This is a genomic window from Bacillus sp. 1021, from assembly GCF_014534735.1.
GTDB classification, from domain to species: domain Bacteria; phylum Bacillota; class Bacilli; order Bacillales; family Bacillaceae; genus Bacillus; species Bacillus siamensis.
The window spans coordinates 238,625-264,007 of sequence record NZ_JACVSR010000002.1 but is presented as its reverse complement, the minus strand read 5'-3'; the positions used below and the strand labels follow the sequence as shown (position 1 = coordinate 264,007).

Genomic DNA, 25,383 nt, shown 5'->3' with positions numbered 1-25,383 from the left:
AAGGTTCACAGCCTGCGCCACTCCATTGTACGGAAATGTGACAGGGTGTTTGACCTTTCCGGTTTCTTGTACCTATCCAAAAATGAGGCAATAGTTGCAATACATTTCTCGAAAAAGCGGTATCAAAAATTGGAAAACATGGTATAATAATTGTAACAAAATGTTCAAAAAACGACCACAAAACAGACACATTTTATTCTCTGTATTTCATTTTGGAAACGTTGCCATAAAATGAAAGGAGACATGTAAGATGGACATGTTTTTTGCTTATTTACTGGTCGCAAGCGCAACACCCCTCTTTATCTGGCTGGATAACAAAAAAGTGGCCCTCTCGGCCATACCGCCAATCATTTTAATGTGGGTTTTCTTCTACTTTTACGCAACCAGCAGTCTATCCCCTCTCGGCCACACACTCATGATTATCCTGTTTGCCGTCAACGTCATCGTTGCCCATATCGCCGCCTTTATCATTTACGGTCTTCCGCACCTGCGCCGGAGAAGAAGCCGATAAAGGCACAAAAAACCCTCTTCGCCTGAACGAAGAGGGTTTCTTTTTATTCCTGATGTTCGGAATGTTGTTTCGCACCGCCTGGAGGGTTTCCATCCATATGGTCACCGTGTTGGTAGTGCGCCGCAAAGATCCAGATGGAACCAAGGATGATGACAATCGCTCCGAAAAATCCGAAGAGCGTGTTTCCGACTTGGATTCCGCCGTTTTCGCTTTCTGTCATGTGCATGAACATGAGAAGCTGCAGGCCGGCTTGAATAAATGCGAATCCGAAAATGATCCAAAGTTTTGCTGATGAGCTTAAATCTGTATATACCGCAACCCAAAGGGCCAGCAGGGTCAGAATAATAGACAACGCAAAACCTACGATATGCTTCCACGGAAAGTGGCTGTGTTCAGCAGATTTGTTTGCCATATTATAGTCCCCCCAATCCGATGAGATAGACGCCTGTAAAGATGAAAATCCAAACAACGTCTAAGAAGTGCCAATATAAACTTGAGATAAAGATTTTTGAAGACGTCTGCGGCGTTAATCCGCGTTTCTTCAATTGCAGTAAGATGCCGGCAATCCAGAAGATACCGATCGTTACGTGCGTTCCGTGCGTTCCCAGAAGGACGAAGAATCCAGACCAGAAAGCACTTGTACCGAGAGATGCTCCTTCATGTACATAGTGGATGAACTCATTAAGCTCACATCCGACGAAGCCCGCGCCGAGAAGAAGCGTAATGATCGTCCAAATGACGACGCCTTTTAAACTTCCGCGACGCATTTCATGAACAGCGATCCCGCAGGTGAAACTGCTGATCAGAAGCAGGAATGTCATGATCATGACAAGCTTAACTTCAAATAATTCAGCCGGTAAGACCCCTCCTGCTGTTCTTCTTTGAAGAACGAAGAAGGTTGCAAATAGTGTTGAGAACAACACAATCTCTGCCCCTAAAAAGATCCAAAACCCGAGAATATTGAGTCTGCCGGTTTCAGATTGATATTCCATAGGCGCGTTAGAATTGCCATGTTCTGCATGTTCCATAAATCACGCCTCCTTTATTCGGAAATCTTTCTTTCCGTCTCTTTTATTTCCTCAACAGGTATATAGTAGCCGTTGTCATATTCAAATGAACGAAGCACCATGCAAAGCAGAATGCCGATCAAGCCGACAATGCCCATCCAGAACCATTCAAATACAAGTCCGAAGCCTGCAAAACCGAACGCGACTGACATAATAAGCGGTCTGCCGGAGTTGTGCGGCATATGGATTTTTTTGAATTTGCTTTCCGGATGAATATCCGTTTTGTCTTCTTTCAATTGCAGGTACGCATCTTGAGATTTCACTTCAGGAAGCACCGCAAAGTTGTAGTGCGGCGGAATCGCAGATGAAGTCGCCCACTCAAGCGTACGTCCCACGCCCCATGAATCTCCGCTGATCTCGCGAGTAGAGTAGCGGAAGCTGTAGTAGATGTTGTAGCAAAGGATTAAGAATCCGACACCCATCATGAAGGCTCCGACAGTTGAAATAAAGTTTAATGTAGTCCATCCGTCATTCGGTCCGTAAGTATAAATACGGCGAGGCATACCTTGCAGCCCCAGGAAGTATTGAGGGAAGAAACATACATTAAATCCGATCATAAAGATCCAGAAGAACCATTTTCCGATTCTTTCGTTCAGCTTGTGGCCGAACATTTTCGGATACCAGAAAATAAATCCTGCGAAACAAGCAAATACCGTACCCGCGATCAGCACATAGTGGAAGTGAGATACAAGGAAGTACGTATTATGGTATTGATAATCCGCTGCAGCCATCGCGAGCATAACCCCTGTTACCCCGCCGACAACGAAGTTCGGGATGAACGCAAGCGCCCACAGCATCGGTGTTGTAAAACTGATTCGGCCTTTATACATCGTAAAGAGCCAGTTAAAGATTTTAACCCCGGTCGGAACCGAAATCGCCATCGTTGTAATCGAGAAGAAAGAGTTAACAGACGCACTGTTCCCCATTGTGAAGAAGTGGTGAGTCCATACAAGGAAACTCAGGACGGAAATGGCGATAATAGAGCCGACCATCGCTTTGTAACCGAATAACTGCTTTCTTGCAAAAGCTGAAATAATTTCAGAGAAAATACCGAATGCCGGTAAGATAACGATATAAACTTCAGGGTGTCCCCAAATCCAGAATAAGTTAGCCCAAAGCATCGGCATACCGCCGGCTTCCAGCGTGAAGAAGTGAGCGCCGAACAAACGGTCAAATGATAAGAGCGCCAATGCCACTGTCAGAACAGGGAAGGCGAATACGATAATAACCATTGTAATCAGCGTCGTCCATGTGAACATCGGCATACGCATCAGCGTCATGCCTTTCGTACGCATTTTCAGGATTGTCACCATAAAGTTGATACCCGTCATCAGCGTACCGATACCGGCAATCTGAAGACCGAGCAGGTAGAAGTTCTCACCAGGCCCAGGGCTCATGTCGTTGCTTGCCAGCGGCATGTAACTCGTCCAGCCTGCGTTCGGAGAACCCCCGATAACGAAAGAAATATTGAATAGCATCGCACCTACGAAGAACGTCCAGAAACTCAGGTTGTTCAAGTACGGGAATGCTACGTCGCGCGCACCGATCTGCAAAGGTACGACAACGTTGATCAGACCGATTAAAAACGGCATCGCCATGAAGATAATCATGATCGTACCGTGAGTCGTAAAGATCTCATTATAGTGGTTTGAGTCTAAAAAATTGTTATTAGGAAGCGCTAACTGGGCACGCATCATCAAGCCGTCTACCCCGCCGCGGAACAGCATGATAACAGCAGAGATAATGTACATGATTCCAAGCTTCTTATGGTCTACGGACGTAAGCCATTCAGACCAGAGCCACTTCCACTTTTTGAAGTATGTGAGTACAACGATGATAGCAATAGTGGAAAGCGCAATGGAAACTTGTGCGCCCAGAATTAATGGGTCACCTGTTACAAAAAATTCATCCCATCTCAATTTCATTCGGGCTTCCTCCTTTCTTGTTCAATTTCAATCTTGTTTATCGTCGGATACTTTAAATTCGTTTTTCTTTACATTTTCCCACGGATCTGTTTTAGAGTGCGGTGATACGGCTTTGTAGCCAAGGCGTTTGCGCGCCTCCATCGCATATTCGGCATCTTGGCCGTGGTCAACGTATTTTAAGTGTGTAGAAGAGAACGTTAATTTACCGACATTCTCCGGAAGCATCAGTTCATCATACTTCTCTTTCGTCAGCTTTGGAGAATTGCTCTGGGCCTTTTTCACCCAGCTGTTAAAGTCTTTTTGCGTAACGGCTTTTACGTTGAATTTCTGGTCGGCAAAGTGTTCGCCGGTGAAGTTCGCGTTGCGGCCTTCATATGTTCCCACTTTGTCAGCCTGTAAGTATTGATCCATCAGCATTCCCGCCATCGCGTATTTTTGTCCCCCAAGCTGAGGAATCCATAGCGACGCCATTGAATCTGCTGAAGAAATTTTAAATAATACCGGACGGTCTACAGGAATGTTCAGGTAATTTACCGTCTCAATATCCTGCTCAGGGTAGCTGAATACCCATTTCCAGTCTACCGAAGTAGCATAAACGACAAGCGGTTCTTTATCCTTAGTCGCTTCAGGCGCTTTTTCTAACGAATATATCGTCTGTACGGTAGGCACAGAAAGTGCAATGACAATTAAAATTGGGATCACTGTCCAGACTACTTCTAAGAACGTGTTGCCGTGCATCTCAGGCTTGTAATTTCCGCTGTCTTTGCCTTTGCGGTCGCGGTATTTCACTAAAATGATTGTAAATAGTACGAATACGACGCCGACAATGAACAGCATAAATCCGATTGACAAGAGAATCAGATCTTTTTGCTGGTCTGCTACAGGTCCTTTCGGATCTAACACGGAAATGTCGCTGCATCCGCCCAGTACGAAAACAACAGCCAACATCGCTAATAAAAGTAACGGTTTAAATGCTCTGAACAAGAAGATCACCATCCTTCCTATTGATGTAGTGAATCTGAAATGTACTTTCTCAAAATCTTTTCTCTATCTACCTTGTTATGCTATCAAAATCTGCCCTTATTAGCTTTATTTTTTTCTAAAGTTCATCTTTTTTTCGCCCTAATGTCACAAAATCGTCAAAAAATGCATGAACTTTTTTCACTTGCGTAAATCAAACATAAAAAGTTTTAGATCATTTAGCATATATAGAGAAAAAAGATAGTGAGAATGAATAATACCAAATAAAGGTTTACCACAATAAAAAACGCGGGTCAACAAAAAGTTTCATTTTGTTAACCATTCCATAAAGAGAAAATATTTTTCCCTTTGCTCTCACCTTTTCACACGGTTACCATTTTAACGCAACGCATAGGGAAAAAAAAGACCGGAACGCGCCTTGATATGTTCATTATAAAAAACACATTCCTATGTTTAATATAGACAAAACGAAGGAATCATATAGGCATAAATAATAAAAAATAGGAAGTGATATTTATGAGTTTTATCGTATCTCTGATTGTTGCCATTATTATCGGCTGGATCGGAAGTTTATTTGTAAAAGGAAGTATGCCCGGGGGGATTATCGGGTCAATGATCGCAGGTCTGATCGGCGCATGGATCGGGCACGGCCTGCTCGGCACATGGGGCCCGCACCTTGCCGGCTTTGCCATCATTCCGGCAATCATCGGAGCGGCGATCGTGGTATTCTTATTCAGTCTGATCGCCAGAAGCAGAGGATAAAAAAAAGCCTCGTCCCTTAAGGGATGAGGCTTTTTTCAGGCAGAGCGTGCAAATGGCCGATAAACCGCCGGAAAGCCGCTCTGCCTTCTTCTGTCTGTTTAAAGACGCCGGCATGCTCCAATATCCGCGCAAAGACATGGCCGATTTCTTCTTTTAGAATCTGTTCCGCGTTTTCTTTCGTTACCTTCCGCTTATGCAGCACGCTGAGCGCCCAATCTTTATGCTTGGCCGCAGAAGGATCGGTCGTTAAGGCCGCATCCGGGTCCGGTGAGCACAGCGCTTCAGCCGTGCGTTTCATCTCTTGTTCAAGACGCCCCGGCAGAATCGCCAGCCCCATCACCTCAATCAGTCCGATATTTTCTTTTTTCAGATGATGAACTTCCTGATGGGGATGAAAAATTCCCAGCGGATGTTCATCAGAGGTGCGGTTATTTCTGAGGACGAGATCTAATTCGAATAAACCGTTTCTCCGCCGGGCTATCGGCGTAATTGTATTGTGCGGTGTTTCTCCTGAATAAGCGAGGATATCCGCCGCTTCATCGGTATAGCCGCGCCATGCCCGCAGGATGGTGTCCGCCGCGTCAGATAGCTCAGATGCGCTCTCGCTTTGCAGACGGATGACCGACATCGGCCACTTCACAATGCCCATCTTCGTCTTCGGATAATCAGGCAGCCTGTAACGGCTTTCTGTCTCCGCCTGCGCCATGGGAAATTCATGATCGCCGCCCTGAAAATGATCGTGGCTTAAAATACTGCCGCCGACAATCGGCAAATCAGCATTGGAACCGAGAAAATAATGAGGGTACTGGCTGACGAACGCCAGCAGCCTGTCAAACGTTTTTTTGCTGATCTTCATCGGTTCGTGCCGGTCTTTCAATACGATGCAATGCTCCCGGTAATACACATACGGAGAAAATTGCAGAAACCACTGCTCCTCGCCGAGAATCACCGGAATGACGCGAAGGTTTTGACGGGCGGGGTGATCCGGCCTCCCTTCGTACCCGACGTTTTCTTTACAGAGAACACATCTCGGATACTCGGATTGAGGCTGCTCTTTGGCATCGGCAATTGCTTTCGGATCTTTTTCAGGTTTTGAAAGGTTGATCGTGATATCCAGCTTTCCGTAAGCCGTCTCAGCCGTCCACCCGATATTCCGCTGAATTCTGTCCGAACGGATATAATACACATCCTCTGAAAATCGGTAAAATGCCTTTGTCGCCTGCTCCGGCCCGTGCACCGCCTTTGTTTCTTCAAAGCGCCGGACAATCTCAGACGGCTGCGGGGCAAAGCAGCCCATGATCTTCGCGCTCAGCAGATCGCGATATGTGTCTGTATCGGCTGCAATCCGGCCTGTTGCTGCCGCCCATTCGTAAATCGGGGCAAGTATGTCCGGCAGAGATGCCTCCGATTCATTTTCCGTCCGTGCTGATGGCCCAGGATGGGTGATATGCAAAGTTTCATATAAACGGTTTCTTGTATATTCAATATCAAGAAAGGAAATCAGCTCTTTTTGCAGTCCGTACCGGATTAAACGTTCCACATGCCGCTCAATCGCCATCGTCATCCCCCTTTAGTTCTCTCGCTCCGGCTCCGATGTCCGCCGTATAAAAATCGGCCTTTCCCCCGGTCTGTTCCTCATAGCGGGCTCCTGCCGTTTCAATAAAATCTGAAACCGCATCATCCTTGACGATACTGATCGTACAGCCTCCGAAACCGGCTCCCGTCATCCTTGACCCGACAACCCCCTCGTGGCGCCAGGCCGCTTCAGCCAGTGTGTCCAGCTCAAAACTTGTCACCTCGTAATCATCGCGTAACGAGAGATGCGAATCCCTCATTAATTCACCGATATGATGAAGCTGATTGTTACTGAACATGCCGGCCGCCTTTTTGGTGCGGTGATTTTCATAGACGGCGTGTTTCGCCCGGCGTCTGTTCACTTCATTCTGAATCAGCTCCGCATGCGAATCAAAAGCGGAGGGAGACAGCTCCCCCAGCGACTGAATGGAAAGGTGCTTCTGAAGATCATAAAGCGCTTCCCGGCACTCCTTGAGCCTCGTATTATAGCCTGAGTCTGCAAGCGTCCGTTTTTTATTGGTATTCGCAATCACGATCGACAGTCCCGACATCCCGAGTCTAATATATTCAAAGGCGAGCGTTCCGCAATTCAGCAGGATCGCATGATCTTTCTTTCCCATCCCGACGGCGAATTGATCCATAATGCCGCAGCTGACGCCGATAAAGGAATTTTCCGCCGCTTGAGCCAGTTTCACCAAATCGGGCATATCTGCATCAAGCTCATGACATTCCTTGAAAATGACCGCTGTGACAAGTTCAATAGAAGCTGATGATGACAGCCCTGCGCCGTTCGGGATATTTCCCCAGAATACAATATCGAAGCCGTGCGGAAGGGAAAAACCGCTGCGGAGGCATTCCGCCATGACCCCTTTCGGATAATTGGCCCACCCGTCCTCTTTCTGATAGCGGATATCATCGAGACTGCATTCTTTTATGCCTGCTTCCTTAAGATTGTGAGAGTACATTCTGACGAGCCTGTCCCCTCTTTCTCTGACGGCTGCATATGTACCGATCGTCAGCGCGCACGGAAAGACGCAGCCCCCGTTATAATCTGTGTGCTCCCCGATAAGATTCACTCTGCCGGGCGCAAAGAAAAGACGCAGGCCTTCCGATTCCCCGAATACATCCGCAAACGCTTTCTTTATTTTGTGTTTCATACGCATCCCCTTTCACCGTTACTCTTTCCCCCCAGGCGCGGAAAGAAACCGTTATGACACGCCCCCTTCTTTCGCTTTTCTGAAAACAATCCACTTGCTGGCAGCATAGTTGACGACTACGATGATGACGTTATCGGCGATTTTCGCCAACGTTTCGTTCATGTGAAATTGACTGACCAAAAGAATCATCATCGCGAGATCTATGCCGAGAGACAAAACCCGCACGCTGAAAAAGGCAGTCAATTCTTTCATCAGACTCCGCATCCCCGCGGTTTTTTGCTGAAATACATACAGTTTATTCGTGACATATGCAAATAGAACGGACAGAACCCAAGCGGCGACGGTCGCCGCCTTGTAATCCATCTCAAATACCGCTGTCAGAATGTAAAAACTGACGATGTTCACGATCGTCGTGAACACACCCATAATGATATACATCATAATTTCTCTGTAACGCATGGCAGTTCCTCGCTTTCTGAAAAACTTTTCTAAACCTTTTGTCAAATCAAGAAGAACGTTACCCTGATTTTCTGCCGCTGACAAAAACATAGAACGCGTCAAACATGCTGCGGAAAGTAACCGGCCTTCCCAGCACATTGGATTGCTTAATCATCCCGTCGATGAGCGCGCACATCATGTTAGCGGTATGCTCGGTATCTATATGGTCTTCTATTAAATTTCTCGATTTGAGCCAATTTATGTACATGGTGCTTTCTTCTATCCATAACTTATACAGGCGGATATACGCCTCATATTCACTGACGACTTTGTAAGTAGGCATATGAACGGCAAAAGACACCACATTCCAGGCAGGCTTGCTGTTTACAAACCGCATCAACAGGCTTGCTGCGCTTGCCGCGGCTTCACAAAGCGTCAACGGCCGCGCTGTTTGCTTTTCTAATTCGTCGAGATAGCCCGTGATGATCCTTTTTTTAATCTGACGCCTGTCTAACAAATGCTTCAGAAAATCTTCCTTGCTTTCAAAATGAACGTAAAACGCGCCTTTGCTGAAACCCGCCGCTTTACTGATGTCATCGATTGAGACTGAATCGTAAGCTCTGTCAATCAGAAGATGAAGGCCTGCGTCAATAAAACTTTCAAATGTTTCTTCTCTCTTAATTTGAAATTTGTTTTTTTTCATTTTTTACCCCAGCTGTTTGATCATTCACTTTATCTTACACCGAATCATTCTTTTGCGGTATTTTTTATACAAAAAGAATATGCTAGTCGACGATCAAAGGGTAAATGTTAATAGGTCATATGATTTATTTTTATTTACATACTATCCAGTCAGTATTTATTTGTTTATTATTATACGTAAGAATTCTTGAAGGATTTTGGTTATTTCAGTCATTTTTTTAGGGAATAGGTAGGTGAATTCATCTTCAATTTGGGATTACCGGCCAACTATGTGTGATATTTGTTACACATTGGCTGCTGTAGCTGGGCAAATCATTTTTTCAATTGGAGGTTCTTATGAAAACTCATGTAATGAAGAATATAGATCAAGATTGGCAATTGTTAATTCAAGAGGCTAGAATCATGGGTTTGCACATTGACGATGTAAGGCGATTCTTAAATACTGAAAAAGCGGTGAAGAAAAAAACACCAATGAAAAACACCATCCGCCAGCAGTAAGATTTACAGGCGGATCCTTTCACCCGAGTTTTCAAAGGAACACTGCCATCTTAAGAGGGGAATCAGAGTACAAAACCGTGAACGGACAACCATTCCCGCCCCATTCCGCTACCTGAACAGCCAAACATGGTGATATGAGATCCCCCCGCTGCATATCTTGTGTATTATGCCCATTTATGAGGTGATACACGGATGGATACGAATCCCTATTATGATGAAAAACAACAGAGCTACTACGAAGGCCTGAATCCTTATTTATTAAACAAAATAGACAAAAACTGGCGGACAGTGCTCGATGTCGGCTGCGGCACGGGCAATTTAGGCGCGGCGATTGAAGACCGCGGAATAACGGTTTACGGCATTGAAGCGTCTCCCGAAGCAGCAAAAAAGGCGGAAAGTAAATTGAGCCATGTGCTTTGCGGCGACATTGAATCCGCCATTCTTCCGTACGAATCAGAACAATTCGATTGTATGCTGTTCGGAGACGTTCTGGAGCATCTTGTCGACCCGTGGTCAGTGCTGAAAAAGCTTCGCCCGTATGTAAAAAAAGACGGTACGGTGCTTGCATGCATACCGAATGTCGGCCACATCTCAGTGGTGCTGGAGCTTTTAGCCGGCAAATGGACTTACAGGGATGCCGGGTTAATGGATCAGACCCACCTGCGTTTTTTTACCCGGGAAGAAACTCTTTCATTATTTAAAGCTGCAGGCTATGAGGTGAAACGCATTGAGGCGATCCGCGTTGATCATCCCTCTTATCACCGGGCCATCGCCTCATTGCACGAAGTATGCGTACAGCTTGGCATAAGACATGATTTTCTGACAGAAGCATCGGCCTATCAATACGTGATTGAGGCCGAGAGGAGCATGTAATGGATGCACATTCATTTCTGTTTGTCATTTGCGTGAATGACGAGTCGCTCTACTCCCGATGCAAAAACCATATTCTGAAGCTTACCGTTCCCCTCTCACATTCCGTTGATATCATGCCGATATACGATTCAGAAAGCATGGCCTCCTCCTACAACAAAGCGCTGTAACACCCTTCCAAAATATAAAATGTATCTGCATCGGGATACATTTATCATTCATCAGCATTTCCTGCGAGACATGCTTCATATCTTTCAATCTCATCGTGAGCTCGGTCTTCTCGGTGTCGCGGGCTGCAAAACGCTTCCGCCGAACGGCATTTGGCGGGAAAGCGGGCAGCGGATGGGGAAAGCGCAGGAATGCTTACCATCCGCTTGAATTCGAGAACGGTGATGAAGACGGACTGTTTATGCCCGCTGACGCCATTGACGGATTGTTAATGGCCTCTCAATATGACATGGAGTGGCAGGAGGATTTGTTTCGGGGCTTTCATTTTTATGACACATCACAGTCGCTCGAATTTCAAAAACACGGCTATCAAGTCGGCGTCGCCTGCCAGAAAGACCCTTGGTGCTTTCATTTTTGCGGTGACTCCTTTGACGCCGCGGCGTATGAAGCGGACAGACAAATATTTGTCCAACACTATATAGGAAAGCCCTCTTGCTGATGCAAAGAGGGCTTTTTACGGATTAACGTTTATTCAATTCCTGTTCAATAATTTGTTCAAAAGTTTCCTTTCCCGCAACGCCCGGGATTCTTTCATCGCCGATGATAAACGTCGGCACTGCCGTAATGCCGGCTTCCTCATAGGCATGGCGGAGCGCTTCCCGCTGCATGTCCCTGTACGCTCTTGTCTCAAGCGCCTCTTTGAACGCGACGCCGTCAAGTCCGGCTTCTTCCGCGAGCTTTGTCAGCACGTCTATGTCACCGATATTTTGTTCTTCCTGAAAGAATGCCTGAAAAACGCGTGTATGGTATTCGCTTTCTTTCCCATGTTCCTTCGCAAAATGAAAACCTTCAAACGCCAAATCCGTATAGGGATGCGGTGATACGCGTGGGAATGTCATCTCAACGCCTAAAGACTGTGCCATCGGTTCAATTGAATTTTTCCACATCTGCCGCTTTGCGGGATCATTTACCGGATCAAGTTTCGGTGAGGGACTCGGACGCAATTCAAACGGCATCCATTCCACCTGTACGTCCTTGTCCTTGATTGCTTCTTCAAACGCCGCTTTGCCGACAAAGCAAAACGGACATACATAATCAGTATATACTTTAATCTGCAGTGTCATTGTATGTCTCCTTTCCTTTTTATTTTATGTTGTAACAAAAATAGTTACAAGAGTTTTTTAAAAACACCTTCCATATGGAAGGTGTCACGATTCCAGCAGCTTCTGGGCGATATATTCTCCTTTTTTACAGCCTCCGGGACAGGCGAATAAAGAAGAGCCGATCGTTTGTGTGTATTCATTCAGCGCATCCTTTGCCGCCAAAGCTTTCAGCATCGGGACAAATTGGCGGTCCGGGTCTTTTTGAAAGCTGATAAACAGCAGGCCTGCGTCAACATAGCCCGTCTTCGGATCGATTCCGTCCGTATAAGAAAACGCTCGCCGCAGAATCTGTCTGCCGGTTGATTTCGCCACGCTGACATGAGAGTCGGCGGGAATTTGATTCAGCTTGACGGGATCAGTCTCCTTTTTTTGTCCGAAAGGAGCGCCCGAGCTTTTCACTCGCCCAAACGTGTCCTCTTGTTCCTTCAAGGATGAACGGTCCCATATTTCTAAAAACATTTTAATTTTCCTAAACGCCATGTACGTGCCGCCCGTCATCCAGTCCAGCTCCCCTGATTGAACCCAAACGATTGAATTCATCAGATTTTCATCCTTTGTGCTTTGGTTGCCGGTGCCGTCTTTGAATCCGAAAAGATTGCGCGGGGTTTCGCCGTTTTTCCCGCCGCTTAAGAAACCTTTATTGAGAAAACGGACTTCACACACGCCGACAGCCTGTTTAATCAGATTGCGCACCGCGTGGAACGCCGTTTGTTCATTATCCGCACAGACCTGAATGACGATATCACCGCCGCCTTGTTTCTGATCGAGCTTGTCGTTAGGCATCGGCGGAATGTCAGCGAGGTGCTTCGGTTTTTTATCCTTCAGCCCAAAGCGGTCCTTCCCGTCTTTTTCAAAAAATCCGGCGCCGAAGCCGAAGGTAACGGTTAAATTCGCCGGTGCCAGATCCTGCGACTCACCGGTATCCTGCGGAGGCATATATTTATTTTTTTGCTCGCCTGACAAAGCGGCGCCTGAGGTCAGCAGCTGCGTCAGACTGGTCCAATTTCTGAAGAGGGAGATGACATCAGCTTTGTCGCTTGACTTGACATCAAGCGCCGCAAAATACACATACGTCTGATGCGCCGTTGTGATTCCCGCTTGGTGCTTCCCGTAAAAAGGAACGATTTGATCATTATCACTTTTTCCTTCACTCTTCTTTGAAGCGGTGGCCGCCGGTTTGAAGAGCGGAGCGAGTCCTCCGAGGCCGCTCGCTCCCACAGCGACGGCGGCGCCCGCTACGGCGCCCCACTTCAGGACATCCCGTCTGTGGATCTGTTTTTCCTTGTTTAGTTCATCGCTCATGCTGTGTCATAACTCCTTTTAAAGCACATCGGCAATCTTCGACATGGTTTCAGAAAGGGCCGTCAGCTTCGTGCTTATCTCTCTGATTTGATCTTTACTTAATTTATCATAAGGCGTATACGAATGATCGCCTGTTTTGTATTTCGACATCAAAACTTCAAATTCGCTGAATTCCGTATCAAGTTTTTCCGTGACGCCGGAATGATCTTTCACAAGCGCGCTTTTCACTGTTTCATAGACGGCTTTTGAGCCTTCGACGTTGGCGGTAATTGGTTCAGGCGTCACTTTGAGAGAAGCAATAGAGCCTTCAAATGCTTCGGTCGATATTGCAAGCTGATCGCTCTGTTCTTGACATACGGCTTATATTCTCCAAGTCCGTCACTGCCTTTTTGCGCACACAGAAAAAGGGCCGCCCTATCGGGACAGCCCTGCTTTGGAGCGCCGAATTTCCTCTGAAAACTTCCGCGCCGCCTCTTTTGGATCATCGGCTTGGCTGATGGCGCTGATCATGCTGACGCCGTCTGCTCCCGCTTTAATGACGAGCGCCGCATTCGCCGCCGTAATGCCGCCGATTCCCACAATCGGAATCGTGATGCCCTGACGCCGCACTTCTTCAATCAATGTAACGCCCTGCACAGCTTCAGCATCTTTTTTCGTTTCGGTCGGATAGACCGGTCCCATTCCGACGTAATCGGCTCCGGCAGCTTCCGCCCGCTTCACCTCGGAGACATTATGTGCTGATACACCGAGAATCATATCACCGATTGCCGCTCTCGTTTCTGCAGCGTCTGCATCATCCTGGCCGATATGCACTCCGTCCGCCTTAAGGCGCAAGGCCAATTCAACATCATCATTAATGATGAAAGGAATGCCGGCCTGTCTGCAGACATCCTGCACCTGCTTTGCAAACTGGACACGTTCCTCCCCTGTTAAAGAACCGCTCCCCTTTTCCCGAAATTGAAAAAGCGTAGCGCCGCCCTCTATGGCTTTTTTCACCACAGACACGGGGTCTGCGTCAGTATTATTTGATCCCATAATAAAATAAACCGATAACATATCCTTCATCATTTCCCGAGAAATACGCGTCATTTTTCTGTCACCCTTTCAATTGCAGCAAGCTCGGCCGCTTCTTGTTCTGAAATGCTTGCCAGCTTGTTTAAAAGCTCAATCTGGAAACTGCCCGGGCCCTTATGAGACGTGTCTAAAGCGGCAAGCTGAGCGGCGCTACCGTATACAGAAACGGCTGAAACCGCCGCTTGCAGAACATCCTGGCCCGCTGCGCAGAACGCTCCGATTACAGACGTCAGCAGGCATCCCGCCCCCGTCACCTTCGTCAGCAGTTTATCACCGTTATGAACGGCGTATGTGTCGGTGCCGTCAGAGATGATGTCAGTTTTTCCGGTAATCGCAATGACTGTTTTCAGCCCGCTTGCAGCCGTCTTGGCGAGCTGAAGCGTATCTCCTCCGCCTTCCCCAGCATCCACGCCTTTTATCTTCCAATCGGATGCGCCGGCAATATTGGCGATTTCCGCGGCATTTCCGCGAATGACGGACAAGCGGACCTCCTGTATGATTTTGCGGGCTGATGCCGTCCGAAACGGCGTGGCGCCGGCGCCTACCGGATCAAAAATGACCGGAACGCCGTTTTCGTTGGCTGATTTTCCCGCGGCGATCATAGCTTCAACCGATGCCGAGCTGAGGGTGCCTATATTCAGGACGAGCGCTCCGGCGATTTTCGCCATGTCGGCGGCCTCCTCAATTGCATAAGCCATAACGGGTGATGCGCCGAGCGCGAGCAGGCCGTTAGCGGAGAAGTTCGTGACGACGTTATTGGTGATACTGTGAACGAGCGGGCATTGCTCCCGCACTTTACTCAAGTGTTGAGCTGCGGTTTGTGCATCCATGCTTAATCATCCTTTTTTCTCTTTTTCGGATTCCACAAATACGATTTTGTATGTTCCAGCCAGGCTCTGGCGGCAAAGGACATGTAGCGGTCCTTCCGCCAAATGATGGCTAAATGCCACGGAATGACCGGGTGAACGAGCGGAATGGTTTTGACTTTCTCAGGATCAAGGCCGCGGCAGATTCTTTCCGGCAGCAGGCCGATGCCGAGATTGGCCGATACCATTTCGCTGATAAAGTCCCACTGTGACGTTTCATAAATGACGTGCGGCCTGAACCCGGCTTTCACACATTCCGTCATAATTCGATTGTGAAGGACAAAATCCTCCCTGAAAAAGATGAACGGCTCTTCTTTCAATTCGTGAAGACTGCATTCTTTCTCGTCCGCAAGCCGATGTGACGGATGGACGACGAGCATGAGGGTTTCCTTTACGATTGTAAACGTATGAAAAATCTCTTCATTCGCGGGAAGCACGACGACCCCGATATCAAGCGAGCCGTCCTCCACACCTTGCTGCACTTTAATAGAGCCGTCTTCTACGAGCTGAAACGTCACATCGGGATATGTGACGCGGAAGTCACCGAGCACTCTCGGGAAAAAGCCCGACCCGATCATCGGCGGCAATCCGATGCGGACGTGCCCTTTCTTTACCTCCATAATATCATTCAGCTCTGATGTCAGGTTTTGGAATGACTTTGTGATTTCCTGCGCCTGCACATACATGCTCTGTCCGGCATCAGTCAGTTCAACCTGCCGGCCATTGCGGTAAAACAGCTTGATGCCGAGCTCCGTCTCCAGATTTTTAATCATTTTTGAAATTGTCGGCTGTGAAACATACAGTGACTGCGAAGCCTTCGTAAAACTTTTCAAACGGGCCACTTCCAAGAAGTATGTTAAGTGCCGGATGTCCATTTCATCTCATCCTTTCTATAGACAAAAGGAATACATATTATTCTTTATATATATTTTACCTATAGCAAAACCTTATGTACAATATAAATATAAGGGAGGCATCATTATGAAAAAATTGTTGCTTACCGTTATTCAAATCGCTCTGCTGTTTATATTTGCGCGTCTGATCAATTGGGTCACGGCGGCTCTTCATATAAATATTCCCGGCAGTATAATCGGGATTGTGATTCTTTTCACATTGTTGCATTTCAAGATTATCAAGCTTGAATGGATCGAGCTTGGCGCAGCATGGCTCCTCGGTGAGCTGCTGTTGTTTTTCATCCCGTCTGCCGTCGGAGTGATTGAATACGGAGATATTATGTCTAAATTCGGTGTAAGCATTTTACTTGTCGTCATCATCAGCACATTTGTCGTGATGGTTTCAACAGGTACGCTTACACAGCTGATAGCAAAAAGAAAGGAGAAAAAACAAACGTGTTCATCGGAATCATAAGTTTATTCTTAACTGTCTTAGTGTATTTGGGCGCGAAAAAACTCTACATTCGTTTTCCGCGGGTGTATACGTCGCCGCTTCTGATTACGCCCGCTGTTTTGGTCGTACTGCTGCTTCTTGTCAATGTCCCGTATCAGACATACAATCTCGGCGGCGGACTGCTGACCGATATGCTTCAGCCGGCAACAGTGGCGTTCGCCATCCCGCTTTATAAATATTTCCCGATTTTAAAGAAATACGCCGTGGAAATTATTTTGAACGTAGCGGTCGGTTCATGTATCGCCATTCTGTCAACGGCCTTTATCGCAAAATGGTTCCATCTCGGCAGCAGCTTAGTCGACAGTCTCGTGCCGCGATCAGTGACGACGCCGATTGCCATGAACGTATCAGAAATGATCGGCGGGATGCCGGCCGTTACAGCGGTTTTCGTCATTTTAACGGCTTTATTGGGAACGATCATCGGGCCGATGGTCATCCGCTATTTCCGCATTGATAACGAAATTGCCCGGGGCGTGCTGCTCGGAACAAGCGCGCACGGAGCGGGAACATCTAAAGCATTTGAGCTCAGCTCCGTTTCAGGTACGATCTCAAGCGTGTCCATGATTCTCGCCGCGATTATGACGCTGTGCGCGGCCCCGATTTTGCTTTCGTTTATGTCATAAAAGACTGCTCCTGACAGAGCGGTCTTTTTTATTTACCAGAGATCAATCAGCCTGTCCTTCATAAAAAGACGAAAACACGATATGATAAGACATGAAATGAAAAGACTGAAGAACGGATGTGTCATATGAACGGCCAGCAGCGAAACAGCATCAGAAAAGGGCTTGAAGTCGATATCGTCTTGAAAGCCGATCAGCGTTCAGGAAAACTGACAAGAGGAATCGTGAAAGATATTTTGACGAACTCAAGCTTCCACCCGCGAGGCATTAAGGTTCGCCTGGAGGACGGGCGAATCGGCCGGGTCCAGCAGATTATTGAATAGAAAAAAAGCCGGGGCTGCGTGCCCGGCTTTTTTTGTTGTGATAGCTAAATCGAAAAATCCATAACTAACTATTGACTCTTACGCCGCGTAATACTTTAGAGTAGCAATAGAGGAGGCGGAAAAAGTGATGGATATGAAAGTAAAAGAAGTAGCTGAACTGATTGGAGTAAGCATCCGTACTCTCCATCATTACGATCAGATTGGATTATTGACTCCTAAAACTACCGATTCCGGTTATCGGCTTTATTCAGAAGAACACCTTGAACAGCTTCAACAGATATTATTTTTCAAGGAGCTCGATTTCTCCCTGAAAGAAATTAAAGAAATCATTAATAGTCCTTCATTTAACCGAAGAGAGGCTTTAATCTTACAAAAGAAAATGTTGATGGAGAAACGAAATCGAGTCGACAAGATGATTGATACCATTGATAAATCAATCAAACACATGATGGGAGAAATCTGCATGACAAACAAAGAGAGATTTGAGGGAATTCACTTTAAATATAATCTTTATGAACAAGAAGCTCGCAAACGGTGGGGGGATGAACCTGTCGATAAGGTGAATATAAGATTGAAAAGCATGACTGATGGTGAACAAAAAGATTTATCTGATAAGTGGACTGCAATGTTCAATAAATTTGCATTGCTCATTAACCAATCCCCCAACTCTCCGAAAGTACAAATAGCTGTAAAAGAATGGTTTGATTTTTTAAATGATAATTTTGGTGAATATTCTTTTGATGCCTTTTATGGATTAGGTCAACTCTATGTTGAAGATAAACGCTTTACTAAGAACATCGATCAGTATGGTGAAGGATTGGCGAAGCTCATGAGTGACGCAATTAAAATCTATATAGATAATCAAAAAAAGGGTGATACCAATTAAAATCATTATAGAGGATACAATCGGGCAATACGAAAAGTTATTTTCAATGATTGAAAATAGAGAAGATTATTATCGATACTCAATGATGAAACCCTTCGAAGACATGTGGAAGAAGATTAATGTCCCCTTAAAGTCAAAACACCCTAACGGATATGATGTAATAATGGCTGCAAATATGCTGGGCTACCTAAGCATATCGGACACGGAAAACGGAAAAAAAGCATTAGAGAGCCTGAAAGAAATTCAAGCTCCTCAAATTGCATATGATGCCTTAACTCATTGTGTTGAATTCCTCAAAGAAAGCAACTTAAAAATAAACGCTGATGAAATAAGGTTCGGAATGTATCTGGCTAATCCAAAAAAACTTGAATTACATAAAGGATATTGCGGATTTGGAGGAATTCCGGGATTTATTCAAGTTAGTATTTTTCCCAATACTTATAATATACCGAGACTGCCTGCTGTAATCGCACATGAATTTCATCATAATATTCGTTTTTCGTATTTCAATTGGGATTATGGGAACGTAACGGTTGGTGATTACTTAATTATAGAGGGGTTGGCAGAATCGTTTGCCAAAGAACTTTACGGAGAAGCTCTGTTAGGTCCTTGGGTTACTTCTTTTGAAAAAGAAGACTTAGAATACTCAAAAGAAATCATCAAAGACTCATTAAATATGAAAGGATTTGCTGAGGTCAGCAGTTACATGTTTGGTGACATCTTTGCAGTCCAACAAGGTTATCAGCCTGTCGGCTTATCACCGTTTGCAGGCTATGCGGTTGGCTACCAAGCAGTGCAATCCTTCATGAAGGCCAACAATGTGGGAATTAGAGAAGCCACTTTACTTAATACAGATGAGATACTGCATAATAGCGGACTGTTTCTTTAACAACCTGTTTTATTTTCAACCAATTTAAAGCGATGAAGGAAGGTTTTCTTTCCCCCTCTTTCATCGCTTTAAACGATAATCCTATTTTTTCCGTAAGAAAACAACTTTCAAATAGTTCCCTTCTTTAAACGCGGGAATCGTTTTGAAATCTTCCGGAAGCGTATATTCTTCCAAAATGTCGTAACGCTCGTTTTTTTCTTTAAAGGCGGTCTCTATAAAGCCTTTAAATTTCTTCATATTGAAGGCACTGCTGTTTGTCGATGCAACGATGATGCCGTTTTTTGCGGTGATGGCGATCGTTTCCTTCAGCAGGTTTTTATAATCTTTCGCCGCGCTGAACGTCCGTTTTTTTGTACGGGCGAAAGAAGGCGGGTCAAGGATGATGAGGTCAAACGCCAGCCCTTTTTTCTCCGCATAGCCGAAGTATTTGAAAACATCCATGACTTTAATATCATGTGCTTCGTAATCAATTCCGTTGGCGCTGAACTGTTCAATCGTTTTTGCAAGACTACGGTTGGCGACATCGACACTGGTCGTTTTTTCAGCTCCTCCAAGCGCCGCCGCAACCGAAAATGCCCCCGTATAAGAGAACGTATTCAGCACCCGTCTGCCGTTTGCATACTTGTCCCGAATCGCTTTGCGTACATGACGCTGGTCTAAGAAAATGCCCGTCATCGCCCCGTCGTTTAAATCCACCGCATACTGTATGCCGTTTTCTTGGACAATGATTGGAAAGTCTCCTCTTTCACCTTTGACAAAATCGTCGTCTTCCACGTACTGTCCGGCGGTATCAAACCGTTTCTTTTCGTAGATCGCCTTATAAGAAAGCTCCAGCCCGTCAATCGCCTCAATCAAACTGTCCTTATATGCATAAATGCCTTTGCTGTACCACTGAATCAGCAGATAACCGTCATAGACATCAATCGTGACGCCGCCGATGCCGTCGCCCTCACCGTTGAACAGACGGAACGCCGTCGTATCGGGCGCCTTAAACAGATGGGCTCTTGCTTCAGCCGCTTTTTTCAGCTTGTCCAAAAAGAAACGTCCGTCGATTTGTTCGTCTCTCGCACGGGACAGCACCCAGCCGACTCCTTTATTCTGCAAACCGTAATAGCCTTTCCCGATAAATTCGCCCTTCTCGGATGTCACATCAAAAAGATCGCCCTCTGTTAAGTGAGCCGAGCTTCCGGACAGAGCGTCTTTTTCAATCAGGGGGAATCCTTTTTTCAGCTTTCCGGCAAATGTATCTTTCACTGTAAGTAGCTTCATTGTGCATTCCTCTTTCGTTTTGCTTTCTCTTATCGTACCATAAAACATGCATTGTCCCGAAAAATTCAAAACAGGGGGAAAACCATGACAGCCAAAAGAATCGACCATACAGGCATTATGGTCAAAGATATTGAAACATCCATTGCTTTTTACCAAGACGTTCTCGGTATGCAGTTAAAGGATCGTATCACTCATACGAACGGCATTATTGAACTTGCCTTTCTCGGCTTTCAGGAAGGGCCTGAGACGGAGATTGAGCTGATTCAAGGCTACAGCAGCGAGCTTCCCGCAGAAGGAAAAGTGCATCATATCGCTTTATTAACTGAAGATATCGCGGCGGAATTCACGCATGCAAAGCGTCAGGGCGCCGTATTTATCGATGAAGAAATCACGACGCTTCCGAACGGGTACCGCTACTTTTACATTGAAGGACCTGACGGCGAATGGATCGAATTTTTCCAGCGTTAAAAAAAACGGGCAGAAGCGCCCGTTTTTTTTATATTTCTTCTGTGACGTTTTGTTCTGCTGCCCGTTCCTCTCTCCATTTTTGAAGATCCCACATTCTGAAAAACGGATAATAAATGATAAATGTAATCAGGAGGTTGATCAGCTGCATGACCGAACCGGAGATTTTCCCGCCCGTCGCCAGATAACCGGAAATCAGCGGCGGCATCGTCCACGGCACGGCGATTCCCGCCGGTTTTGCCACCATTCCCGTGCTCATCCCGATGTACGTCGCCGTAATGGTCAAGAGCGGTGCGATGATAAAAGGCACGATTAACAGCGGATTCATGACGAGCGGCATCCCGAAAATAATCGGCTCGTTAATGTTAAAGATCGCGGGTCCGATGCCGAGTCGGCCGAGCTGTTTCATCTGTTTGCTTCTGGAGCGCACAAGCATGGTCAGCACAAGGGCAAGCGTTGCGCCGCTTCCGCCGACATTGATCCATATTTGAAAGAACTGTGTCGTAAAAATGCTCGGCAGCGCTTCTCCCGCCTGAAAAGCCAAACGGTTGGCGTCCATCGCCCCGTACCAGATCGGCGACATGACGCCGCCGATAATGGACGCGCCGTGTATGCCGCACGACCAAAGCAGCATTTGCACGAATTCGGCGATAAGACTTCCGCCGAGACTCCCGCCCAAAATAGACAGCGGGGTGCCCAGCAGATCGCCTACGACATTGTGGAGGCTTTTAAAAGGAGTTATTTCAATAAACAGACGGGCCAGCCATACGAGCGTAATAATAATGAAACCGGGGATGAGCGCGACGAACGATTTGCTGACCGCAGGCGGCACTCCGTCAGGCATCTTAATGACGATATTTCTTTGTATGATAAACCGGTACACTTCCGTAGACAGCATTGCAATGATCATTGCGACAAACAGACCTTTGCTTCCGAGCAGCGAAATCGGAATGCCGCCTCCCACCATAATCTCCGTTGCCGAGCCGTCAGGAATAAACGGAATCTGATACGGTGTCGCTAATAAAAAGGCAGCAAGAGCAATGGCTCCCGACGACAGGGCATCCACCTCATAGCTTTCCGCAAGCCGGTAAGCAATCCCAAAGGCCGCGACAAGCGCCATAATGTCAAAGGACGCATTCACGGGATACCCGAGCTTTTCAACCCAATTTTCACCGAAAAGACCCGCCATAAAATCGGCATAACCGGGAATCGGAAGACTCGTCAGAATCAGAAAAACCGATCCGATGATAATAAGCGGCATAGTCAAAATAATGCCGTCCCGCAAAGCCCTTAAGTGCCTTTGGCCGGCGACTTTTCCGGCGACAGGCATGATTTTTTCTTCCATGACCCGATTAAACGTACTCATTTATCAAAAAACCCCCTTTTTGAGTTCATTGCGCAGATGTCTTAAAGCATTTTCTCCATCATATTTTGGAAACGCTTACATTTGCATACAGAAATTTTCCTTATCCCTTAGGAAAAAAAGAATTCCGCACTGCCGATATATAAAGAAAAAGGGGGAATCACAATGTATCACACCCTGAAACCGATCATGGCCGCGGCCTTGTGCGTCACCCTGTTCGCAGCCGCGGCACCCGCTCACGCCGAGACGCAGGACCGGGACGTTATCGTGGTCTACAAAAATAATAACGGCAAGGAGTCCGCCATAGACAGCGGAGCGGATGTAGAACAGACCTATCAGCATCTTCCCGCAGTCGCCGTGTCGGCTGATTCGGAAACGGTGAAAGACCTGAAACATGATCCTGACATTTTATATGTTGAAGACAATGTATCCTTTCAGGCAGCAGGCGGTTCTGATATCCACCCGTTAACAGCGGCATCAAGCAGCAGTTACACGCTGCCGCAATGGGATATAGAGCCCACTCAGGTCAAGCAGGCCTGGAAAGAAGGCTTGACGGGAAAAAAGGTGAAAGTGGCTGTCATTGACAGCGGCATTTACCCTCACGATGACCTTTCCATTGCGGGAGGCTATTCCGCAGTCAGCTATACATCTTCATACAAAGATGACAACGGGCACGGTACGCATGTCGCCGGCATCATTGCCGCCAAACATGACGGATACGGCATTGACGGCATCGCGCCGGATGTCCGGTTATATGCGGTTAAAGCATTGGACAGAAAAGGTGCGGGAGATCTCAAAAGCCTTCTTAAAGCGATCGACTGGTCCATCGCCAACAAAATGGATATCATCAATATGAGTCTCGGAACTAACGCAGACAGCAAAATTCTTCACGACGCCGTCGACAAAGCATACAAAAAAGGCATTATGATCGTAGCCGCCGCAGGAAACGACGGCAACAAAAAACCCGTCAATTATCCGGGCGCCTACAGCAGCGTAACGGCAGTCTCAGCGTCAACCGAAAAAAACGGGCTTGCGGCTTTTTCCACGACCGGAAAACAAATTGAATTTACCGCACCCGGCACCAATATTACGAGCACGTACCTGAATCAAATGTACGCCGTGGCTGACGGCACATCTCAAGCCGCGCCGCACGTCACCGGAATGCTCGCGCTGCTCAAGCAAAAATATCCGGAAGAAACAAATACACAGCTCCGGCAGCAGATGCAGCAAAACATCAAAGATCTGGGCGCTCCCGGACGTGACAGCCAATTCGGATACGGGCTGGTGCAATATCACGCAAAGCAAAAGAGCTTTGCCGAACGGGCCGTAATAAAAGCGGAAAAAACGAAAAAGCAGGCAGATATCAATCAAGCAAAAACAGCAGTCAGCAAGCTTTCCAAGTCAAAGGGAAAAACCGCCCTCGAGTCCCGAATCAATAAAGTTCAGACAGCAAGAAATGTGACGGACGCCAAAGACAAAGTCCGGACTGCCGAAAAACAAAAGAAAAAAACCGCCGTTAATGCGGCACAAAGCGCCATCCGGAAATTACCGGCCGGATCAGAGAAAAAAGGGCTGCAAAAGCGGCTTGACGCTGTCAATTCAGGCCTTTTGAAAACAGCTGGGGCCAGCGTCAGACAGGCCGAAAAAAAGACCTCTGAGGCCAACGCCGCAAAAGCCAAAAAAGCAGTGAGCGAGCTTCAGCCGGGAAAAGAAAAAACCGCTCTGGAAAAACGGCTTGACCGGATAAAAGAGAAACTCAACCGGAAGCAGGCAAGGGACAAAGTGAAAACGGCCGAAAAAACCAAAACGAAAAAGGCAAAAGCAGCGGCCCAAACGGCGGTCAGCCGGCTGAAGCCGTCTGCCGAAAAGACCAGCCTGCAAAAACGCGTGCGCGCAATTCGGGTGAAACATTAAAAAAACGCTTATGAGCCGCATCATGGCTTCATAAGCGTTTTTCTCCCATCTGCCTATTGATTCATGGCCGGGCGATCGATCGTGTTCCATTTCGTAAAGGACATATATCGGAAATAATGATCACGGTACGGGTGCGCGGTGCCTGTATTCCAAGGCTTGTCTCCGCCGCAGAAATGGACGATGGCCGGTTCGGCCCGTGTTTCTCTGTAACGTATACGGTCGATCAGTTCAGGAGGCGTTTTCTCATTCATGATAATATGCGTCTGCGCGTTCCAGCGCGGATGCAGTTCATGCCATTGATCATATAAGACCGCGTTAAGCGCGTCCTGATCATGAAACACGAGAAAATCCTCCGAACTGTTTTCATTGATAAAATCAATCACTTTTTTGGAAATATTCTGTTTTCTCCAAGGTTCAAAATCTATAATCATAATGCCGGAATTGAAATACTTGGCCGTGTCGCTGATATTCATTTTTTTCAGTCTTTCATGCTGTCCGGCATCTTCTACTGCCGCAACTATTGCCGGGGAAATATCCAAATCCCATAAAACCGAAATATCTTCCATCACAATTGCATCGCAATCAATGTAAATCATCCGCTTTACGGATTCATCCTTAATTAAATCAGGAATGGAAATGCGGTAATAAGCCGCTTTTGTAATGTGGCTGCTTTCGACCGCATGTTTGTATTGATCAGCATCCACTTCTAAAAATTCAAGCGGCGTTCCGAATGACATCGCAGTCTGTTCAAGCTTGTCCTTGTTTTCGGCAGTAATTCCGCCGTCGATCACATATAATTTGGCATTCCTTGTTTTATCCATATTCATCAATAAAGAAGCGAACATCCCACCCAAATGACGAGCATAATTATCATCGGCACATGATACGATATGCATTGTTTCATTCTTTCCCACTGATATTCATCTCCCTTTTTGTTGTATCATTTTCTTTCCCTTTTTTTCAAAAGTAAACCTCGATCTCACACATTTTTTCTGCGGGAATGTGCTGTTGACGAGTTGATATCTTTCTTCTTTGTTTGGAGTGAGGAAAGAAAATGATCTTAGCGGCGAGGTCTATGTGAACGGCGGCAAGCCCATCAAGGCCGACAGCGAAAAACGGTGAGCGTCATTGGATAAACAAACAGCCGGACCGCTTTTATTTGCAGTCCGGCTGTTTATGATGCGCCAA

27 protein-coding genes and 2 pseudogenes are annotated in these 25,383 nt (G+C 46.6%); 12 read left to right on the top strand and 17 right to left on the bottom strand.

All coding sequences use genetic code 11. The features are described from left to right. The first annotated feature begins 250 nt into the window (after positions 1–250). Positions 251–511 carry a spore morphogenesis/germination protein YwcE gene (ywcE, locus tag ICW23_RS07930; RefSeq protein WP_016937522.1) on the top strand — a complete coding sequence of 87 codons (261 nt, stop codon included), beginning with the start codon at positions 251–253 and terminating at the stop codon, positions 509–511. A gap of 43 nt (positions 512–554) precedes the next feature. Here ywcE and qoxD read toward each other — a convergent pair whose 3' ends face one another. The 4 genes from qoxD to qoxA are packed head-to-tail and all read right to left on the bottom strand — an operon-like array spanning position 555 to position 4,496. Then, complete coding sequence (gene qoxD, locus ICW23_RS07925; RefSeq protein ID WP_045925758.1) at positions 555–923, bottom strand: cytochrome aa3 quinol oxidase subunit IV; 369 nt, start codon at positions 921–923, stop codon at positions 555–557. 1 nt (position 924) lies between these two features. Then, positions 925–1,539: a cytochrome aa3 quinol oxidase subunit III gene (qoxC, locus tag ICW23_RS07920; RefSeq protein ID WP_003150930.1), complete on the bottom strand. Its 615-nt coding sequence runs from the start codon at positions 1,537–1,539 to the stop codon at positions 925–927. A 14-nt stretch (positions 1,540–1,553) separates the two neighbouring features. Beyond that, positions 1,554–3,503, bottom strand: a complete 1,950-nt coding sequence (gene qoxB, locus ICW23_RS07915; RefSeq protein ID WP_016937520.1) for a cytochrome aa3 quinol oxidase subunit I — start codon at positions 3,501–3,503, stop codon at positions 1,554–1,556. 27 nt (positions 3,504–3,530) lie between these two features. Continuing rightward, the gene (gene qoxA, locus ICW23_RS07910; protein ID WP_095241275.1) at positions 3,531–4,496 is read right to left on the bottom strand and encodes a cytochrome aa3 quinol oxidase subunit II; all 966 of its coding nucleotides are present in this window, start codon (positions 4,494–4,496) and stop codon (positions 3,531–3,533) included. A gap of 504 nt (positions 4,497–5,000) precedes the next feature. Between qoxA and ICW23_RS07905 the strand changes: the two genes are divergently transcribed. After that, on the top strand, positions 5,001–5,246 hold the full coding sequence (locus ICW23_RS07905; protein WP_014419187.1) for a GlsB/YeaQ/YmgE family stress response membrane protein: 246 nt from the start codon (positions 5,001–5,003) through the stop codon (positions 5,244–5,246). Positions 5,247–5,262: 16 nt separating this feature from the next. On the opposite strand, the gene galT is transcribed toward ICW23_RS07905, so the two are convergent. The 4 genes from galT to ICW23_RS07885 all read right to left on the bottom strand — a co-directional run bounded on the left by galT (position 5,263) and on the right by ICW23_RS07885 (position 9,119). Beyond that, positions 5,263–6,804 (bottom strand): UDP-glucose--hexose-1-phosphate uridylyltransferase, encoded by a 1,542-nt coding sequence (gene galT / locus ICW23_RS07900; RefSeq protein ID WP_188154301.1) that lies wholly within the window; start codon positions 6,802–6,804, stop codon positions 5,263–5,265. Next, positions 6,794–7,978, bottom strand: a complete 1,185-nt coding sequence (locus ICW23_RS07895) for a galactokinase (RefSeq protein WP_188154300.1) — start codon at positions 7,976–7,978, stop codon at positions 6,794–6,796. The genes galT and ICW23_RS07895 overlap by 11 nt, the downstream gene beginning before the upstream one ends. A 51-nt stretch (positions 7,979–8,029) precedes the next feature. After that, positions 8,030–8,416, bottom strand: a complete 387-nt coding sequence (locus ICW23_RS07890) for a GtrA family protein (protein ID WP_032864817.1) — start codon at positions 8,414–8,416, stop codon at positions 8,030–8,032. Between the two features lie 79 nt (positions 8,417–8,495). Further along, complete coding sequence (locus ICW23_RS07885) at positions 8,496–9,119, bottom strand: TetR/AcrR family transcriptional regulator (protein WP_049627618.1); 624 nt, start codon at positions 9,117–9,119, stop codon at positions 8,496–8,498. 335 nt (positions 9,120–9,454) lie between these two features. Between ICW23_RS07885 and ICW23_RS07880 the strand changes: the two genes are divergently transcribed. The 3 genes and pseudogenes from ICW23_RS07880 (at position 9,455) to ICW23_RS07870 (ending at position 11,153) form a co-directional block, all read left to right on the top strand. Further along, positions 9,455–9,616, top strand: a complete 162-nt coding sequence (locus ICW23_RS07880) for an anti-repressor SinI family protein (protein WP_016937514.1) — start codon at positions 9,455–9,457, stop codon at positions 9,614–9,616. Positions 9,617–9,808: 192 nt separating this feature from the next. After that, positions 9,809–10,489 (top strand): class I SAM-dependent methyltransferase, encoded by a 681-nt coding sequence (locus ICW23_RS07875; RefSeq protein WP_188154299.1) that lies wholly within the window; start codon positions 9,809–9,811, stop codon positions 10,487–10,489. Further along, positions 10,489–11,153 (top strand): annotated as a pseudogene (locus ICW23_RS07870) (glycosyltransferase family protein). Before ICW23_RS07875 ends, ICW23_RS07870 begins: the two are co-directional and overlap by 1 nt. A gap of 22 nt (positions 11,154–11,175) precedes the next feature. Here ICW23_RS07870 and ICW23_RS07865 read toward each other — a convergent pair. From ICW23_RS07865 to cidR, 6 genes and pseudogenes are all read right to left on the bottom strand, one after another. After that, entirely contained in the window at positions 11,176–11,778 is a 603-nt protein-coding gene (locus ICW23_RS07865) for a DsbA family oxidoreductase (RefSeq protein ID WP_188154298.1), read from the bottom strand. A gap of 84 nt (positions 11,779–11,862) precedes the next feature. Continuing rightward, positions 11,863–13,119 carry an iron uptake transporter deferrochelatase/peroxidase subunit gene (gene efeB / locus ICW23_RS07860; RefSeq protein ID WP_188154297.1) on the bottom strand — a complete coding sequence of 419 codons (1,257 nt, stop codon included), beginning with the start codon at positions 13,117–13,119 and terminating at the stop codon, positions 11,863–11,865. Between the two features lie 18 nt (positions 13,120–13,137). Beyond that, positions 13,138–13,461: pseudogene (locus tag ICW23_RS07855) on the bottom strand (Efem/EfeO family lipoprotein); the annotation flags it as partial. 72 nt (positions 13,462–13,533) lie between these two features. After that, positions 13,534–14,208 carry a thiamine phosphate synthase gene (thiE, locus tag ICW23_RS07850; RefSeq protein ID WP_099744989.1) on the bottom strand — a complete coding sequence of 225 codons (675 nt, stop codon included), beginning with the start codon at positions 14,206–14,208 and terminating at the stop codon, positions 13,534–13,536. Continuing rightward, complete coding sequence (gene thiM / locus ICW23_RS07845; protein WP_188154296.1) at positions 14,205–15,023, bottom strand: hydroxyethylthiazole kinase; 819 nt, start codon at positions 15,021–15,023, stop codon at positions 14,205–14,207. The genes thiE and thiM overlap by 4 nt, the downstream gene beginning before the upstream one ends. A gap of 2 nt (positions 15,024–15,025) precedes the next feature. Further along, entirely contained in the window at positions 15,026–15,934 is a 909-nt protein-coding gene (cidR, locus tag ICW23_RS07840) for a cidABC operon transcriptional activator CidR (RefSeq protein WP_045925509.1), read from the bottom strand. 106 nt (positions 15,935–16,040) lie between these two features. Between cidR and ICW23_RS07835 the strand changes: the two genes are divergently transcribed. The 5 genes from ICW23_RS07835 (at position 16,041) to ICW23_RS07815 (ending at position 19,184) form a co-directional block, all read left to right on the top strand. Then, positions 16,041–16,427 carry a CidA/LrgA family holin-like protein gene (locus ICW23_RS07835; RefSeq protein ID WP_016937505.1) on the top strand — a complete coding sequence of 129 codons (387 nt, stop codon included), beginning with the start codon at positions 16,041–16,043 and terminating at the stop codon, positions 16,425–16,427. Next, on the top strand, positions 16,409–17,089 hold the full coding sequence (locus tag ICW23_RS07830) for a CidB/LrgB family autolysis modulator (RefSeq protein WP_012118753.1): 681 nt from the start codon (positions 16,409–16,411) through the stop codon (positions 17,087–17,089). Before ICW23_RS07835 ends, ICW23_RS07830 begins: the two co-directional genes overlap by 19 nt. Positions 17,090–17,214: 125 nt before the next feature. Beyond that, on the top strand, positions 17,215–17,409 hold the full coding sequence (locus ICW23_RS07825; protein ID WP_016937504.1) for a YwbE family protein: 195 nt from the start codon (positions 17,215–17,217) through the stop codon (positions 17,407–17,409). Between the two features lie 127 nt (positions 17,410–17,536). After that, positions 17,537–18,295 carry a MerR family transcriptional regulator gene (locus ICW23_RS07820; protein ID WP_188154528.1) on the top strand — a complete coding sequence of 253 codons (759 nt, stop codon included), beginning with the start codon at positions 17,537–17,539 and terminating at the stop codon, positions 18,293–18,295. A gap of 46 nt (positions 18,296–18,341) precedes the next feature. Next, entirely contained in the window at positions 18,342–19,184 is an 843-nt protein-coding gene (locus ICW23_RS07815; protein WP_223152280.1) for a DUF2268 domain-containing putative Zn-dependent protease, read from the top strand. Positions 19,185–19,265: 81 nt separating this feature from the next. Here the strand turns inward: ICW23_RS07815 and ICW23_RS07810 are convergent, their stop codons facing one another. Next, on the bottom strand, positions 19,266–20,453 hold the full coding sequence (locus ICW23_RS07810) for a class I SAM-dependent rRNA methyltransferase (protein WP_188154294.1): 1,188 nt from the start codon (positions 20,451–20,453) through the stop codon (positions 19,266–19,268). A gap of 84 nt (positions 20,454–20,537) precedes the next feature. On the opposite strand from ICW23_RS07810, the gene ICW23_RS07805 reads away from it, so the two are divergent. After that, positions 20,538–20,921, top strand: coding sequence for a glyoxalase GlxA (locus tag ICW23_RS07805; RefSeq protein ID WP_032875731.1), 384 nt, complete (start codon positions 20,538–20,540; stop codon positions 20,919–20,921). A gap of 28 nt (positions 20,922–20,949) precedes the next feature. Here the strand turns inward: ICW23_RS07805 and celB are convergent, their stop codons facing one another. Beyond that, complete coding sequence (gene celB, locus ICW23_RS07800) at positions 20,950–22,284, bottom strand: PTS cellobiose transporter subunit IIC (RefSeq protein ID WP_188154293.1); 1,335 nt, start codon at positions 22,282–22,284, stop codon at positions 20,950–20,952. Positions 22,285–22,446: 162 nt separating this feature from the next. Here celB and ICW23_RS07795 point away from each other — a divergent pair, with 162 nt between their 5' ends. Beyond that, positions 22,447–24,195 (top strand): S8 family peptidase, encoded by a 1,749-nt coding sequence (locus ICW23_RS07795; RefSeq protein WP_188154292.1) that lies wholly within the window; start codon positions 22,447–22,449, stop codon positions 24,193–24,195. Between the two features lie 53 nt (positions 24,196–24,248). On the opposite strand, the gene ICW23_RS07790 is transcribed toward ICW23_RS07795, so the two are convergent. After that, positions 24,249–25,109 carry a glycosyltransferase family 8 protein gene (locus tag ICW23_RS07790; RefSeq protein WP_016937499.1) on the bottom strand — a complete coding sequence of 287 codons (861 nt, stop codon included), beginning with the start codon at positions 25,107–25,109 and terminating at the stop codon, positions 24,249–24,251. Positions 25,110–25,383 lie beyond the last annotated feature (274 nt).

Coding starts and splice junctions, on each gene's coding strand:
- ICW23_RS07810 (WP_188154294.1), bottom strand. CDS start 20,453: ATGAAGCTACTTACAGTGAAAGATACATTTGCCGGAAAGCTGAAAAAA.
- galT (WP_188154301.1), bottom strand. CDS start 6,804: ATGGCGATTGAGCGGCATGTGGAACGTTTAATCCGGTACGGACTGCAA.
- ICW23_RS07880 (WP_016937514.1), top strand. CDS start 9,455: ATGAAAACTCATGTAATGAAGAATATAGATCAAGATTGGCAATTGTTA.
- ICW23_RS07795 (WP_188154292.1), top strand. CDS start 22,447: ATGTATCACACCCTGAAACCGATCATGGCCGCGGCCTTGTGCGTCACC.
- ICW23_RS07885 (WP_049627618.1), bottom strand. CDS start 9,119: ATGAAAAAAAACAAATTTCAAATTAAGAGAGAAGAAACATTTGAAAGT.
- ICW23_RS07895 (WP_188154300.1), bottom strand. CDS start 7,978: ATGAAACACAAAATAAAGAAAGCGTTTGCGGATGTATTCGGGGAATCG.
- qoxD (WP_045925758.1), bottom strand. CDS start 923: ATGGCAAACAAATCTGCTGAACACAGCCACTTTCCGTGGAAGCATATC.
- ICW23_RS07805 (WP_032875731.1), top strand. CDS start 20,538: ATGACAGCCAAAAGAATCGACCATACAGGCATTATGGTCAAAGATATT.
- ICW23_RS07825 (WP_016937504.1), top strand. CDS start 17,215: ATGAACGGCCAGCAGCGAAACAGCATCAGAAAAGGGCTTGAAGTCGAT.
- ICW23_RS07815 (WP_223152280.1), top strand. CDS start 18,342: ATGATTGAAAATAGAGAAGATTATTATCGATACTCAATGATGAAACCC.
- thiM (WP_188154296.1), bottom strand. CDS start 15,023: ATGGATGCACAAACCGCAGCTCAACACTTGAGTAAAGTGCGGGAGCAA.
- ICW23_RS07905 (WP_014419187.1), top strand. CDS start 5,001: ATGAGTTTTATCGTATCTCTGATTGTTGCCATTATTATCGGCTGGATC.
- ICW23_RS07875 (WP_188154299.1), top strand. CDS start 9,809: ATGGATACGAATCCCTATTATGATGAAAAACAACAGAGCTACTACGAA.
- ICW23_RS07820 (WP_188154528.1), top strand. CDS start 17,537: ATGGATATGAAAGTAAAAGAAGTAGCTGAACTGATTGGAGTAAGCATC.
- qoxC (WP_003150930.1), bottom strand. CDS start 1,539: ATGGAACATGCAGAACATGGCAATTCTAACGCGCCTATGGAATATCAA.
- celB (WP_188154293.1), bottom strand. CDS start 22,284: ATGAGTACGTTTAATCGGGTCATGGAAGAAAAAATCATGCCTGTCGCC.
- cidR (WP_045925509.1), bottom strand. CDS start 15,934: ATGGACATCCGGCACTTAACATACTTCTTGGAAGTGGCCCGTTTGAAA.
- ICW23_RS07835 (WP_016937505.1), top strand. CDS start 16,041: ATGAAAAAATTGTTGCTTACCGTTATTCAAATCGCTCTGCTGTTTATA.
- thiE (WP_099744989.1), bottom strand. CDS start 14,208: ATGACGCGTATTTCTCGGGAAATGATGAAGGATATGTTATCGGTTTAT.
- ICW23_RS07890 (WP_032864817.1), bottom strand. CDS start 8,416: ATGTATATCATTATGGGTGTGTTCACGACGATCGTGAACATCGTCAGT.
- ywcE (WP_016937522.1), top strand. CDS start 251: ATGGACATGTTTTTTGCTTATTTACTGGTCGCAAGCGCAACACCCCTC.
- qoxB (WP_016937520.1), bottom strand. CDS start 3,503: ATGAAATTGAGATGGGATGAATTTTTTGTAACAGGTGACCCATTAATT.
- efeB (WP_188154297.1), bottom strand. CDS start 13,119: ATGAGCGATGAACTAAACAAGGAAAAACAGATCCACAGACGGGATGTC.
- ICW23_RS07865 (WP_188154298.1), bottom strand. CDS start 11,778: ATGACACTGCAGATTAAAGTATATACTGATTATGTATGTCCGTTTTGC.